Here is a 14,149-nt window from a genome sequence, read left to right as displayed (position 1 = left end):
GCGGCGCAGCCAGCCTGCCTTGATAAAATGGCTCACTGGCCGCATTGGTGGAGATGATCGCCTCAACCGAGGCTTGGTTTCATGAGGGTTGCATGCCACGTCACGAAGAGATTTCCGATAACGACGATATTCTTGCCGGCTTCGAGGATGACAGCCAGTCACAAGAGCCTTCCTCCTCCTCGGGTGGGTTGGTGCCGAGTGGCGACCAGCTGCCGGAGCGTATCTACCTGCTGCCGATCCACAATCGCCCGTTCTTCCCGGCCCAGGTCCAGCCGCTGGTGATCAACAAGCAGCGTTGGGCCGAGACCATGCAGCTGGTCGGCAACACGCCGCATCATGCTGTCGGTCTGGCCTTCGTCGGCGATGTCGAGGTGGATGAGCTGGGGGTCGAGCATTTCCCCGAGATCGGTTCCGCCGTGCGCGTCCACAAGCCCGAAGACGGCGCTGATCAGGTGCAGTTCATCGCCCAGGGGCTGCGTCGCTTCCGCATCACGCGCTGGCTGTCGCGCAAGCCTCCCTATCTGGTCGAGGTCACCTATCCGCGCGAACCGGTCGATGCCGAGAGCGACGAGGCCCGCGCCTATGCGATGGCGATGATCAACGGCATCAAGGAGCTGCTACCGATCAACCCGCTGTACGGTGAGGAGCTCAAGCAGTACCTCAATCGCTTCAGCCCGCATGAACCGGGCCCGCTGACCGACTTCGCCGCCGCCATCACCTCGGCCAAGGGCGCTGAGCTGCAGGAAGTGCTGGAGTCGCTGCCGGTGATGGAGCGCATGCAGAAGGTGCTGCCCCTGCTGCGCAAGGAAATCGAGGTCGCACAGCTGCAGACCGAGATCTCCCAGCAGGTCAACGCGCAGATGGAGAAGCATCAGCGCGAATTCTTCCTGCGTGAACAGCTCAAGGTCATCCAGCGTGAACTGGGCATCTCCAAGGATGATCGCGAGAACGACGTCGATACCTTCCGTGGCCGTCTCGACGAGCTCAAGGTGCCGGAGCGTGTCCAGTCGCGCATCGATGACGAACTCGACAAGCTGTCAGTGCTGGAGACCGGCTCGCCGGAATACGGCACCACACGCAACTATCTTGACTGGCTGACCTCGCTGCCATGGGGCATCACCTCCACCGATCAGCTCAACCTGGCCCACGCGCGCACCGTGCTCAATCGTGATCACGATGGGCTGGATGATGTGAAGTCACGTATCGTCGAGTTTCTGGCCGAGGGCACCTTCAAGGGCGATGTCGGCGGCTCGATCCTGCTGCTGGTCGGCCCGCCCGGTGTCGGCAAGACCTCCATCGGGCGCTCCATCGCCCAGGCGCTGGGGCGCGAGTTCTATCGCTTCTCGATCGGCGGGATGCGAGACGAGTCCGAGATCAAGGGGCATCGCCGCACCTACGTGGGCGCCATGCCCGGCAAGCTGGTGCAGGCGCTCAAGGAGGTCAAGGTCGAGAACCCGGTGATCATGCTCGATGAGATCGACAAGCTGGGGCAGTCCTTCCAGGGCGATCCGGCCTCGGCGCTGCTCGAGGTGCTGGACCCGGAGCAGAACGTCGACTTCCTCGATCACTATCTCGATGTGCGCCTCGATCTCTCCAAGGTGCTGTTCGTGTGCACCGCCAACACGCTGGACAGCATCCCCGGCCCGCTGCTGGACCGCATGGAGCAGATACGCCTCTCCGGCTACATCGCCGAGGAGAAGATGGCGATCGCCAAGCACCACCTGTGGCCGAAACTGCTGACCCGCGACAACATCCCCAGGAAGCGCATCAATCTGAGTGATGCCGCGCTGCGTCAGGTCATCGAGGGCTATGCGCGTGAGGCCGGCGTGCGCCAGCTGGAGAAACAACTGCACCGCATCGTGCGCAAGGCGGCGGTGAAGTTGCTGGAAGAGGAGCTGCCGACCGTGAAGGTCTCGGTCAAGAATCTCGAGGAATTCCTCGGTGCGCCGATCTTCCGTCGTGAGAAGGTCCTGGCCGGCGAAGGCGTGGTGACCGGGCTTGCCTGGACCAGCATGGGCGGTGCGACTCTGCCCATCGAAGCCACCCGGGTGCATGGCCTGACACGTGGCCTGAAGCTGACCGGCAAGCTGGGCGACGTGATGCAGGAGTCGGCCAACATCGCCTACTCCTACACCCTGGCCAACCTCGAAGCCTACGATGCCGAGGCCGACTTCTTCAACGAGTCTTTCATTCACCTGCACGTGCCTGAGGGCGCGACGCCCAAGGATGGCCCCAGCGCCGGGGTGACCATGACTACGGCATTGATGTCGTTGGCCAAGCGTCAGGCCCCGCGCAAGGGGCTGGCGATGACCGGTGAGCTGACCTTGACCGGCCAGGTGCTGCCAGTGGGCGGTATCCGCGAGAAGGTGATTGCCGCGCGGCGCAGTGATATCTACGAGCTGATTCTGCCGCAGGCCAACCAGCGCGATTATGATGAGCTGCCGGAATACCTGAAGGAAGGCATGATCGTGCACTTCGCGGCGCGCTACGCGGATGTCTCGCGTGTGGTCTTCGACAGTGACAGCGCCCAGCGTCATTGAGTGGTGTGTGATCAGCGGCGAGGCGTGAGTGACAGGCGCTGATCGCCAGGCCCTGAGCGCCAGATGCTGAGCTCGACCAGCGCCTAAGTCAGCCGCAGGACGACAGAAGCCCCGCCGATTGGCGGGGCTTCTGTCGTTACTGTGCTTTCTGCTGCCTGTACTTTCTTCTTGGCGTGCTTTTTTCCTGCAGTACTTTCCTCTTCCTCTGCTTGGGTCTGTCGATTGGCTGTCGATTCCGAGAGAGCGATTGGAAGGGTGATCGGGAGGGCGATCGTGAAAGGGGCTGGTCAGCCTGGCTCGTGCTCAGGCGGTGTCGAGTTGCTCGAGGACGGCCGCCTCGGCGGCATTGCGCCCGACGCTGGCGATGCCGTTGTCGCGGCCGGATTCCGACTTGTACATCTGACTGCGACCGATCTGCTGGCTGTTGGCGGCCAGCAGCGTGAAATAGAAACGTCCGTCCTTGGCGACTTCACGGGTGAAGCGTTTTTCCTCGACGGCATTCTTGCGCACGGACTCCACGCCGTTCAGGCAGCCGCGCTTGTCGGCATAGCCCTGACTTTGCAGGATCTTCTCGCCGTTGCCTGCCTTCAGCGCAAAGTAGAACTTGCTGTCCTTGCCCCGTGTGATGACGAATTTTCCGGCCATGGGTGACTCCTGTTCCTTGTGAGTGTCTGGCATTGCCTGATGTGTCGTCCTTCAGTGTAATCAGCGCCTCCCGCCGCAGGCCCACGCTAGAGGCCGCTTCATTCAACGCTTTTGGCGCTTGTCGGCATCTTTCTGGGCTGCTGATGGCGTGGGCGGTGCTATCTGGTAGGCAAGCAGGGCCGGGACATGACAGAATTGACCCTAGGTAGACAGCGTTGACCCAAGAGGCACGCGTCTCCTCTGGACACCAGGTGTGCGTACCCCGAGCGGGGCGCCGCCTGACCAAAACAGAAGCCGCTCCCGTGCGGAGTGATTCTGCAGAGGATTGCGCAGAAAGAGCTGTGTCAATTATCTGACCCTGTCAGGCGCAATTCCATGAATCAGTCCCTCTTCGCGCAGGAGAGCGGCCAAGCATCTTGACGAGGACACCATGCCAGAGTATCGCTCCCGTACGACCACTGCAGGTCGTAACATGGCCGGCGCTCGCGCCCTGTGGCGCGCCACCGGCATGAAAGATGGCGACTTCCAGAAGCCGATCATCGCCGTTGCCAACTCCTTCACCCAGTTCGTGCCGGGCCACGTCCACCTCAAGGACATGGGGCAGCTGGTCGCGCGAGAGATCGAGAAGGCCGGCGGCGTCGCCAAGGAATTCAACACCATCGCGGTCGATGATGGCATCGCCATGGGCCACGACGGCATGTTGTATTCCCTGCCGTCGCGTGACCTGATCGCCGACAGCGTCGAATACATGGTGAATGCCCACTGTGCGGATGCGCTGGTGTGCATCTCCAACTGTGACAAGATCACCCCGGGGATGCTGATGGCTGCAATGCGCCTCAACATCCCGGTCATCTTCGTCTCCGGCGGCCCGATGGAAGCCGGCAAGACCAAGCTGCTGGATCACGGCCTCGATCTGGTCGATGCCATGGTCATCGCCGCCGATGACAGCGTTGACGACGAGACGGTCGCCGAGATCGAGCGCAGCGCCTGCCCGACCTGCGGCAGCTGCTCGGGCATGTTCACGGCCAACTCCATGAATTGCCTGATGGAAGCACTGGGTCTGGCGTTGCCGGGCAACGGCACCGTGCTGGCCACGCACTCCGATCGTCGTCGCCTGTTCGAGAACGCCGGGCATCGCATCGTCGAGCTGGCGCGCCGTTACTACGAAGGCAACGAAGAGCATCTGTTGCCGCGTGCCATCGGCTCCCGCGCCGCCTTCGCCAACGCGATGACGCTGGATATCGCCATGGGTGGCTCGACCAACACCATCCTGCACCTGCTGGCTGCCGCTCAGGAAGCCGGTGTCGACTTCACCATGTCCGACATCGACAAGCTGTCCCGCAGCGTGCCGCAGATGTGCAAGGTGGCGCCGAACACCCAGAAATATCACATCGAGGATGTCCATCGTGCCGGCGGCATCATGGGGATTCTGGGCGAGCTGGACCGTGCCGGCGTGCTGGATACCTCAGTGCCGACCGTCTATGGCGACTCGCTGTCTGCGGCGCTGGAAGAGTGGGACATCATGCGTTCGCCCACTGATGAAGTCATCGAGTTCTATCGCGCCGGCCCGGGTGGTATCCCGACCCAGACCGCCTTCTCGCAGAGCGCGCGCTGGCCGAGCCTGGATGGTGATCGCGCCCAGGGCTGTATCCGCGACTACGACCATTGCTTCTCCACCCAGGGCGGCCTGGCCGTGCTGTACGGCAACATCGCACTCGATGGTTGCGTGGTGAAGACCGCTGGCGTCGATGACTCCATCCTGGTCTTCGAAGGCCGTGCCTACGTCTGTGAGTCACAGGATCAGGCGGTGGAAGACATCCTGGCCGACAAGGTCAAGGAAGGCGACGTCGTGATCATCCGCTACGAAGGGCCGAAGGGCGGTCCGGGCATGCAGGAAATGCTCTACCCGACTTCCTATCTCAAGTCCAAGGGGCTGGGCAAGGCGTGTGCGCTGCTCACCGACGGTCGTTTCTCCGGCGGTACCTCAGGCCTGTCCATCGGCCACGCGTCTCCGGAAGCGGCGGCGGGCGGCGCCATCGGTCTGGTCGAGCATGGCGACACCATCCTGATCGACATCCCGAACCGCACCATCAACGTCAAGCTGAGCGACAGCGAGCTGCATGAGCGCCGTGAAGCGATGGATGCCCGCGGCAAGGATGCCTGGAAGCCGAGCATCCAGCGCAACCGTCGCGTCTCCGCCGCGCTCAAGGCCTATGCCTTGCTGGCGACTTCCGCTGACAAGGGCGCCGTGCGTGACCTGAGCAAGCTGGACTGAGTGTCGGTCTCGGATATCTGACTCGGTCTCTGAGCAGGCCTCTGCACTGAAACACCGCGCAAGCCTGTGTGACTCCTGTATGTCTCCTTTGTGAGTACTGAGTGAGTACTGAGTGAGTCAAACGACAACGGCCACCCTTCGGGGTGGCCGTTGTCGTTGATGGGAATGTGTCTGAAGGGCATCCGTGGCAGGTCGCACACACGAAAGGCGCCACTCAGGGCAGATCGGGCGAGGGGAAGCCGGACGGTGACTGGGGGCTTGCGAAGGTGTCGGTCGGGATGACCGGCTCAAGCTCCAGGAAACGCACGCGATTGCGTCCCTGGCGTTTGGCTTTCTTGAGTGCGTGCTGGGCGCGCTCACAGAGCTCGAGTCGATTGGCCAGCGTGAGCGTATCGGGCGCCGGGTGATAGCAGGTCAGCCCGATGCTGCAGGTGACCGGCCCATCGAGACCATGCAGTTCTGCCGTGGCATGGCGGACGCGCTCGGCGAGTATGATGGCGCCGCTGGAATCGGTCTGGCCCAGCACCGCAATCAGCGAGCCATCATCACGCTGGCTGAGCAGGTCGCTCTTGCGTGTCGCGTTGCGCAGGATGGTGGAGACCTGTTGCAGTGCGCGGTCTCCTGCGGTGCGGCCGTACTGGCGATTGAAGTCGGTGAAGGCATCCACGTTGAGCAGCAGGATCGACAGTGGCTGCCCATGACGTGCACTGCGCGCGATCTCGCCATCCAGCTGCTGCTCGAAGATCTCGGCGGGCAACAGCTTGTCCAGCACCGACGGCGCGGCCGGGCCCGAGGGTGCCATGCTGGCCAGCTTGTGCCGCATGCGGGCCAGGCTTTCCTCGTGGGAGCGTCGCTCGCTGAGGTCCTGGTGCTGGCTGAGAATGACGCCGGAGTGGCCGTCGATGATATCCAAATGCAGCATGACTTCGATGATCTGCCCCTGTCTGCCCAGATAGCGATGCGGCTGCTCGAAGTGGGTGATCTCGCCGGCTTGCATGGCCAGAAGCGCCTCCTGACAGGCCTGCATGTCAGCAGGGTGAGAGACATCCTCCAGCGCGCCACGCTGCAGTTCACTCCTCTCCGTCCCCAGCAGCTGCGCCAGCGCCGGGTTGAGACGTGTCCAATGACCATGGAAGTCCATGATCGCCATCGGAAGCTGGCAGCGCGAGAACAGCAGCTCCATCTCCTGGTAGGCGAGGCGCAGGTTGCTCAGTTCACTGGCAAGCCGCTTGCGCTCATTCTCGCGATCGATCAAGCCTCCCAGAAGGCTGGCCAGTGTCTCGACCAGTGCACGATCGCTGGCGCTGAAATCTGCCGCGCGCGGTGAGCTGTCGCCGAAGCAGACGGTGCCGGTCAGACGGCCTTCGGTCCATACCGGGGCGGCGATATAGCTCTGGAAAGGCATCGATTTGAGGGCCGGATGCGCCTCGAGTGCTGACGTGGTCGCGATATTGGCGTAGGCGATGCAGCCAGCCTGCTCAACGACTTCATTGCAGTAGGTCTCGTTCAGCGGTGCTATCGCGCCCTCGACCTTGCCGGGCGGCGGATTGACCGCCGCCATGATTTCATAGCGATTGGCCTCTGCGTGACCCAGGATGCCGGTGGTCATCCCCAGCAGGCGGCAAGCGGTCACCAGGTACTCTCTGAGCTGTTCGTTGAAGGTTCCCGCAGGGGCGAGTGTCAGGGCAAACAACGCTTGCAGCTGGGCGGGAACGAGATTCTCATTGAGGAAGACAGTCGCGGCGGCGGCCTGTGGCGAGAGATCTGAGGTATCAACTGGACTCGAGTGCCCCGAGAAGGGTGGTCGCGCGGGCGGAGTAGGCAGCATGTGACATCCTTATCTTGCATGTTGCGGGGAGAGGGAATGACCAAAGAAAGAGTATGGCGGTTGGGAGCGATGAACGGGCGTTTTGCCGGGGCAGGAAATCAACTGTTCATACACGTAAGACTGGCGGGGCCTTTTGAGGTGCGACTGGATCAGAGGCGCGCCGGGACGTGACTCTGGTGGTGGTACAAAAGAAACGGGGAGACCGGTCGATGGCTGATCGACGGCCTCCCCGACAAGTTCTTTCTCTGCCCACCATGATGCGTCGTCATGCGTGGCAGAGTCTGTGTGCCGCTTGTCCTGTCATCCGTGTCCTGTGCCGTTTCACACCTTGTATCACCGGTGGGGGCAGGCAGGATCCCGCTGGTGTCATGCGTAACGCTCCTGGCTCAGGCGGCTTCTGCCAGCTGAGGTTCCGCTGTCGCTTCCATATCGATGGCTTCCAACGCCAGTTCGATCGAGAACCAGTTGTCGTTCAGCCACAATTCCAATGCTTCATTGCTCATGCACATCGTCAAGTCTCCCCGAGAGTAGTGGCAAGCGCGTGTGTGTCATGGTGTGCTGCCGGTAAGCAGCAATCATCAGTATGGCGTCTCCTTGCCGAGAGCGAATGAAGTTTGCGCGACGATATGATGTCAGCAGTCTTGGATAGCGAAAGCAGGACATCACCCATGGTCAAATTCCCATGGGTGATGTCCTGCTTTTCGTGAAGGGTGAGTCTCTCAGTCTCGAGAGATGCTGCTTGCCAAGGAAAGCTTCTATTTGCCAAGGAGCGCTTCAGGCTGCTGGCGTGGCGTCACGCTGTAGGCGTGGTCTCAGACTGAAAGGAGCGATCCTCAGCGGCGAGTGAAGGAGCGCAGCAGACTGCGAATCAGTGACCGACCCAGCTGCGACCCCAGGGCGCGCATCACGGACTTGAGCAGGGTCTCCATGACGCCCTGACGCTGTCTGCCGCCTGAGTGTGGGGCGCTTTCGGCCACCGGACTTGTGTGCTCGGTGTCGCGGCGGGTAGCGCTGGCAGCGGCTTGAGCGCTTCCATCACGTTCTGTAGCAGGCGGCGTGGTGTCAGGCGTTGTCGCTGGCGTCTCCTCCGGCCGAGCCTGGGCCATCGCCGAGCTCGTCAGTTGCGCCTCGAGACGCTCGTGAGCCGATTCACGGTCTATCACCTCATCGTAGCGACCGGCCAATGATGAGCTTGCCAGCAGCGCTGCGCGCTCGCCGTCACTCAACGGGCCGATCCGTCCACGCGGTGGGGCGATCAAGGTGCGCTCCACCTGGGTGGGCGTGCCCTTGCTGTCGAGCACCGAGACCAGTGCCTCGCCCACGCCCAGCTCCGTGATCACCTGAGCCGTATCGAGGGTAGGGTTGGGGCGGAAAGTCTCGGCAGCGGTCTTGACGGCCTTCTGGTCGCGCGGAGTGAAGGCGCGCAGGGCATGTTGGATCCGATTGCCCAGCTGGCCGAGCACGTCATCGGGGATGTCGGCGGGGGATTGGGTCACGAAGTAGACGCCGACCCCCTTGGAGCGAATCAGGCGCACCGTCTGCTCGAGGCGCTCAAGCAATGCCTTGGGAGCGGCATCGAACAGCAGGTGGGCCTCGTCGAAGAAGAACACCAGCACCGGGCGATCGGCATCGCCGCGCTCAGGGAGGGTGCGAAAGAGCGTCGACAGGAACCACAGCAGGAAGGTGGTATAGAGGCGTGGGCTCTGCATCAGCTCACGCCCATCGAGCAGATTGATGAAGCCGCGTGTCTGCTCTCCCTCGCCCGTGGTTGCCAGCATGTCATTGATGTCGAGCGCCGGTTCGGAGAAGAAGCGCTCGCCGCCCTGGGTGGCCAGCACATGCACCCGGCGCAGCATGGCACCGAGGCTCTGGGGGCTGACACTGCCATAGCGCTCCTCGAAGTTTTCGCGCTCACGCTCGATATGCTTCAGCAGGCTGATCAGGTCCTTGAGGTCGATCAGCTCCAGCCCTTCACGCTCGGCATGATCGAAGGCCAGGTGCATCAGGCCACTCTGGGTGTCGTTCAATTCCAGCAGGGTCGACATCAGCTCAGGCCCCATGGAAGCCACGCTGGCACGCACCGCATGCCCACTCTTGCCGAACAGATCCCACAGCCTGACGGGAGCGGCCTGAGGCTGCCAGTCATTGATGCCGAGGCTGGCGAGGCGTTCATCGACGCGCGGATGCGGGTTACCCGCCGCGGCGATGCCGGAGAGGTCACCCTTGACGTCGGCGGTGAACACCGGCACTCCCATGCGCGAAAACTCTTCTGCCAGCACCTGTAACGTGACGGTCTTGCCGGTACCTGTCGCACCGGCGACCAGGCCGTGTCGATTGGCCAGTGCCCCGGCTAGCGTGATGTGGCCCTTGGGTCCCTGTCCGGCGAGTCCCCCGATCAGCACGTCTGGCATGTGAGTCTCCTGTCATTCAGGTGGTAGCGGTGCTTGCAGAGGGAGGTGTGGCGACCACTGGCGATGACCGCAGAGATGGGCGATGTCATGGAGCTGTAGGGTTACAAAATGTTTCGTTGAGTAAAATACTGCAAGCCATCTTGCGCCACTTGACGCATGGCGTCAGGAAATCGACATGCGGAAAGCCGCCTGATGAGCGGCCAGAAGCCCATATGGGCGCTAATTAAACGCGAGTCGATATCTCACTCTTGTATAGGAAATCTGGAGAAAAGATATTTTTCTTTCCCTTCTCTGCTTGAAAGTCAGGCCCTGTAGTTCCATATCTTTAGGCATCAGGGGGCATGTGACGCAACACGCCTCGGCAGATTGACGCTTTCGTCAAGAATGACACCAGCAGGCTCGAGTACAACTCTGGTGACGTTTTTCAAGAATGCTCCGACAAGCAGCCGACGCGCTAGAGGATGTCTGAGACATGCGCCGCAAAGATTTGACGCAGTACCACAAGACGTCGTTGAGATTGGTAGAAGCGTCTTGTGGAGCCTGGAACTCGAGACATCCAGTCTCGGGATTCTTGAAGGCTTACCGGCAACGGCCGAGCGGATCATCTGCTCGTCTCTTGCAACAGACCGCTACTGGAGGATGGATCATGAAGAAGCTGACTGCTGCACTTTTCGCGACTGCCCTGGCACTGCCGACCACTGCTGCCTTTGCCGAGCACCACGAATCCAGCAACACCGGTTCCGCCAACACTGGCGCCCACTCCACCAAGGTAGAGGGCGGTACCGCTGCGGGTCATGAAGATGGCAAGGTGTATAATGATACCGAACGCAACACCGAGAGTGGTTCTGCCAACACCAAGAAGGATTCCATGATGGTGGAAGGTGGCACGGCCCAGTCCGAGTCCGCCAAGCACGGCAAGGTCATGGACAAGGGCGAAGACCACATGGGCGTCAGCCCGGAATCCGGCTCGTCCAACACCGCCGATGGCAGCATGAAGACCGAATAAACGTGTCTTGACGGTCTGGTCCCAGGTCAGACCCGCAATGGATCTTGCGGTGCCTGAACGAGTCGCCAGCACGACCCGCTTGAGCGCATCGCGAGTGAAACGACAAGCCCCCGCCATTGGCGGGGGCTTGTCGTCGTATGGGGGCATGCAAGGCAGGGTGTGGGGGCAGGAAAGAAGGGGGGCTGGGCGCTTGTGGCCAGTGCCTTGTTGCCAGTGCTTGCCATCAATGCCTGCCAACAGCGCTTGCCAGCAAGTCCCTACCACCAGCGAGGGCTGTAGGTATCTTCCCCGGCCAGCAGGCGTTCGCGGGCCATGAACAGCGCCGCGACCGCACGCGCCTCGTGGAAGTCCTCACGTGCCAGCAGCGCCGGCAGCTCATCGAGGCGGTGGCGCTCGACGACCAGCGGTTCCGGTTCATCGCCCGGCAGGCGCTTTTCGAACAGATCGCGCGCCAGCATCACGTTCATGCGGTGATCCATGTAGTTGGGCGCCAGGCTCAGTTCGGCCAGTGGTTCGATGTTGTGTGCGCCATAACCGCATTCTTCCATCAATTCGCGATTGGCGGCGGTCACCGGGTCCTCGCCCGGGTCGATCAGTCCCTTGGGCAGGGTCAGCACATATTGCTCAGGGCCAGCGGCATATTCGCGGATCATCAGCACGTGGTCGGGGTCGGGCATGGCGACGATCATCACCGCGCCGTGACCGCCGCTCTTGAGGCGCTCGAAGCTACGGGTGGCGCCATTGGAGAAGGTCAACTCCAGCGCCTCGACGGCGAACAGGCGCGAGCGAGCGACCTCGCGGCGTGAGTCGATCCGCGGCGGCGTCAGCGTGTGGCTGGTGTCTGATTGATTCATGGTCGGGTGAACGGTATCTGGCGCATCATCCATCGCAAGTCCTCGCGAGGCAGTATGAGAAGAGAGAATACTGTCGCTCATCGTGGCAGGCCGCCGCGAGCGGGGCAATCACAAGCCGCCATCCCCCCTTGTTGCACATGCGCGCCCGTGGGCCATGCTTTACACTATGTGGCCAAATTTCCCTCTGGCTGACAGAACCCGATGCTTGACTGGAACACTATCGACACCGTGCTGTTGGACATGGACGGCACTCTGCTTGACCTTCACTTCGACAGCCACTTCTGGCTCGAACATCTGCCCAGGCGCTATTGCGAGCTGCACCGACTCGATGAGGCGCTGCAGGCCGATCTCAAGGCGCGCATCATCAGCGAGTCCGGCACGCTCAATTGGTACAGCCTCGATTACTGGAGCCGTGAGCTCGAGCTCGACGTCGTCGCCCTGAAGCGTGAAGTGCAGCACCTGATCGGCTATCGCCATGAGGCCGAGGACTTCCTCGCCTGGCTGCGCGATCAGCCGCAACGCGTGGTGCTGGCGACCAACGCCGACCGTCATGGCATCGATCTCAAGTTCGCGCTGACCGGCATGGGCGACTACTTCGACGCCGTGGTGTCGTCCGCGGATCTGGGCCACGCCAAGGAAGAGCAGGCCTTCTGGCACAAGCTCAACGAGATCGAGCCCTTCGATCCGGCGCGTACCCTGTTCATCGATGACAATCCGCAGGTGCTGGAAAGTGCCCACACCTATGGCATTGCCCATCTGCTGGGCGTGCGTCAGCCGGATTCGAAGCGCCCTGCGCGTGATTTCGAACGTGTGCACGGCCTGGACGGCTTTGCAGTGCTGACACAAGGCGCGGGGCCCGAGGTGGACAATGCCGGAGTCTCGAGCGACGGGGAGGGCAAGGGGGCGTCATGAGCGATCAGGTACGTATCGACAAGTGGTTGTGGGCAGCGCGCTTCTTCAAGACGCGTGGCATGGCCAAGAAGGCCATCGAGGGCGGCAAGATCCAGTACAACGGCGGCAAGGTGAAAACCTCCAAGACCGTCGAGATCGGCGCCGTGATCGAGGTGCCGCAGGGCTGGGATCGCCTTGTCGTCGAGGTGCTGGCCCTCAGCGACCAGCGCCGTGGCGCGCCCGAGGCCCAGAAGCTCTATCAGGAGACGCAGGAGTCCCGCGAGCGCCGTGAGCGTGAGGCCGAGACGCGTCGCCTCGGCAATCAGGGCATGACGCCGCCTCCCGGCCGTCCTGACAAGAAACAGCGCCGCAACATCCATCGCTTCCAGCGTCAGGATGCCGATAGCTGAGCCAGCGCGAGTCACCGCCGGGTGCCTTGGCACCGACCGGCAGAATTTCCATACCGATGTGTGTCAGCACATCGTTGTTGGCGGCCTGACATGGGGGCGCTTGTGCGCTCTCCCTTCACGCCTGCCTTGAGGTCCCTCAATGAGCGAACACGACATGCAAGATTCCCATTCCACTGACGATGCGGCCGCGCCGAGCTTCGATCAGATCCAGCGCTTCCTGTTCGATGCCACCAACGTGCGTGGCGAGATCGTCACACTCGACAAGGCCTACGCCGAGGTGCTCGATCGTCACTCCTACCCACAGGCCATCTCGCGCCAGCTGGGCGAGATGCTGGCGGCCGTGGCGCTGCTGACCGAGACCATCAAGCTCGATGGCACCATGACGCTGGAAGTGCGCGGCACCGGTATCGTGCGCCAGCTGATGGCCGAGTCGAACCCCGGCGGTGAGCTGCGCGCCATCGCTCGTCTCGGCGATGAAGCGGTGTTGCCGACGGAAGAGTCCAGTCTGCAGGAGCTGGTCGGCCAGGGGCAGATCGTGATCACCCTCGACCCACGTGAAGGCAAGCGCTATCAGGGCATCGTGGCCATCGATCAGGACAGCCTCGCCGGCTGTCTGGAGAGTTACTTCAGCCAGTCAGAGCAGCTGCCGACCCGCCTGTGGCTGATGGCCGATGGCAAGCGCACTGGCGGCGTGATGCTGCAGCAGCTGCCCAACGATGAGGCCAACAAGGACCCGGATGCCTGGGAGCGCGTCGTGCACCTGGCCGAGACCCTCAAGGCCGAGGAGCTGCTGGCGCTGGACCAGCAGGAAGTGCTGCATCGTCTCTATCACGAAGAAACCGTGCGCATCTATGAGCCCAAGGCGCTGCGTTTCGGCTGCACCTGTTCGCGCGAGCGTCTGGGCGCTGCCCTGCACAGTATCGCCGCCGACGAGCTGCGTCAGATCGTCGCCGAGCAGGGCGAACTGGCCACCCAGTGTCACTTCTGTCATACCCGCTATTCCTTCAGTGCCGCGGAAGTGGAAGCGATCATCGAAGATCCTGACGCCGAAAGTCCCGTCGTGCATTGAGCTTTTCCCAACGCGCCGGCGACTGGCCCCAGGGACGATGATCGTCTGACATATCGTCGTCCGTCAGGCGGCGGTGCCTGCGCCAAGGTGTTGCAACAATGGGCGTTTCCGCCCGACACCCTTTTTGCCATAATGCCTTGCCAGCACAGGGCCGGATGCCCTGTGCTGGTGGTATCGACGGTGTCATGGCATGCCGTCATGCGCGATCGGGCAGCAACGA

Annotated in this window: 10 protein-coding genes; 6 read left to right on the top strand and 4 right to left on the bottom strand. The window is 62.3% G+C overall.

The features are described 5' to 3' along the window. The first annotated feature begins 92 nt into the window (after nucleotides 1-92). A complete protein-coding gene (gene lon / locus AC5WNI_RS12610; protein ID WP_175088548.1) occupies nucleotides 93-2,540 on the top strand; it encodes an endopeptidase La in 2,448 nt (815 codons plus the stop codon). A gap of 303 nt (nucleotides 2,541-2,843) precedes the next feature. On the opposite strand, the gene AC5WNI_RS12605 is transcribed toward lon, so the two are convergent. Then, nucleotides 2,844-3,185 (bottom strand): YegP family protein, encoded by a 342-nt coding sequence (locus tag AC5WNI_RS12605; RefSeq protein ID WP_043331370.1) that lies wholly within the window; start codon nucleotides 3,183-3,185, stop codon nucleotides 2,844-2,846. A 430-nt stretch (nucleotides 3,186-3,615) separates the two neighbouring features. On the opposite strand from AC5WNI_RS12605, the gene ilvD reads away from it, so the two are divergent. Continuing rightward, entirely contained in the window at nucleotides 3,616-5,460 is a 1,845-nt protein-coding gene (ilvD, locus tag AC5WNI_RS12600) for a dihydroxy-acid dehydratase (protein WP_175088549.1), read from the top strand. 214 nt (nucleotides 5,461-5,674) lie between these two features. On the opposite strand, the gene AC5WNI_RS12595 is transcribed toward ilvD, so the two are convergent. Further along, the gene (locus tag AC5WNI_RS12595) at nucleotides 5,675-7,288 is read right to left on the bottom strand and encodes a diguanylate cyclase domain-containing protein (protein WP_285461255.1); all 1,614 of its coding nucleotides are present in this window, start codon (nucleotides 7,286-7,288) and stop codon (nucleotides 5,675-5,677) included. Nucleotides 7,289-8,121: 833 nt separating this feature from the next. Then, complete coding sequence (locus tag AC5WNI_RS12590) at nucleotides 8,122-9,699, bottom strand: helicase HerA-like domain-containing protein (RefSeq protein WP_495928529.1); 1,578 nt, start codon at nucleotides 9,697-9,699, stop codon at nucleotides 8,122-8,124. Nucleotides 9,700-10,345: 646 nt separating this feature from the next. On the opposite strand from AC5WNI_RS12590, the gene AC5WNI_RS12585 reads away from it, so the two are divergent. Beyond that, complete coding sequence (locus AC5WNI_RS12585) at nucleotides 10,346-10,705, top strand: hypothetical protein (RefSeq protein WP_175088552.1); 360 nt, start codon at nucleotides 10,346-10,348, stop codon at nucleotides 10,703-10,705. 257 nt (nucleotides 10,706-10,962) lie between these two features. Here AC5WNI_RS12585 and nudE read toward each other — a convergent pair whose 3' ends face one another. Then, nucleotides 10,963-11,559 carry an ADP compounds hydrolase NudE gene (gene nudE / locus AC5WNI_RS12580; RefSeq protein ID WP_175088672.1) on the bottom strand — a complete coding sequence of 199 codons (597 nt, stop codon included), beginning with the start codon at nucleotides 11,557-11,559 and terminating at the stop codon, nucleotides 10,963-10,965. 201 nt (nucleotides 11,560-11,760) lie between these two features. Here nudE and yrfG point away from each other — a divergent pair, with 201 nt between their 5' ends. The 3 genes from yrfG (at nucleotide 11,761) to hslO (ending at nucleotide 13,929) form a co-directional block, all read left to right on the top strand. Further along, entirely contained in the window at nucleotides 11,761-12,471 is a 711-nt protein-coding gene (gene yrfG, locus AC5WNI_RS12575) for a GMP/IMP nucleotidase (RefSeq protein WP_175088553.1), read from the top strand. Beyond that, nucleotides 12,468-12,860: an RNA-binding S4 domain-containing protein gene (locus tag AC5WNI_RS12570; RefSeq protein ID WP_175088554.1), complete on the top strand. Its 393-nt coding sequence runs from the start codon at nucleotides 12,468-12,470 to the stop codon at nucleotides 12,858-12,860. Before yrfG ends, AC5WNI_RS12570 begins: the two co-directional genes overlap by 4 nt. A gap of 154 nt (nucleotides 12,861-13,014) precedes the next feature. Then, nucleotides 13,015-13,929, top strand: a complete 915-nt coding sequence (gene hslO / locus AC5WNI_RS12565) for an Hsp33 family molecular chaperone HslO (protein WP_175088555.1) — start codon at nucleotides 13,015-13,017, stop codon at nucleotides 13,927-13,929. The last annotated feature ends 220 nt before the right edge of the window (nucleotides 13,930-14,149 follow it).

The sequence above is a fragment of the Cobetia sp. PDI-12MA genome, from assembly GCF_059507695.1.
Note: the sequence above shows the minus strand (reverse complement) of the source record. Positions and strands in the feature narration are given on the sequence as shown.

Bases quoted from the DNA above. Each gene is read 5' to 3' on its own strand.
- hslO (WP_175088555.1), top strand. From the start codon at position 13,015: ATGCAAGATTCCCATTCCACTGACGATGCGGCCGCGCCGAGCTTCGAT.
- nudE (WP_175088672.1), bottom strand. From the start codon at position 11,559: ATGAATCAATCAGACACCAGCCACACGCTGACGCCGCCGCGGATCGAC.
- lon (WP_175088548.1), top strand. From the start codon at position 93: ATGCCACGTCACGAAGAGATTTCCGATAACGACGATATTCTTGCCGGC.
- AC5WNI_RS12595 (WP_285461255.1), bottom strand. From the start codon at position 7,288: ATGCTGCCTACTCCGCCCGCGCGACCACCCTTCTCGGGGCACTCGAGT.
- AC5WNI_RS12605 (WP_043331370.1), bottom strand. From the start codon at position 3,185: ATGGCCGGAAAATTCGTCATCACACGGGGCAAGGACAGCAAGTTCTAC.
- yrfG (WP_175088553.1), top strand. From the start codon at position 11,761: ATGCTTGACTGGAACACTATCGACACCGTGCTGTTGGACATGGACGGC.
- AC5WNI_RS12570 (WP_175088554.1), top strand. From the start codon at position 12,468: ATGAGCGATCAGGTACGTATCGACAAGTGGTTGTGGGCAGCGCGCTTC.
- AC5WNI_RS12585 (WP_175088552.1), top strand. From the start codon at position 10,346: ATGAAGAAGCTGACTGCTGCACTTTTCGCGACTGCCCTGGCACTGCCG.
- ilvD (WP_175088549.1), top strand. From the start codon at position 3,616: ATGCCAGAGTATCGCTCCCGTACGACCACTGCAGGTCGTAACATGGCC.
- AC5WNI_RS12590 (WP_495928529.1), bottom strand. From the start codon at position 9,699: ATGCCAGACGTGCTGATCGGGGGACTCGCCGGACAGGGACCCAAGGGC.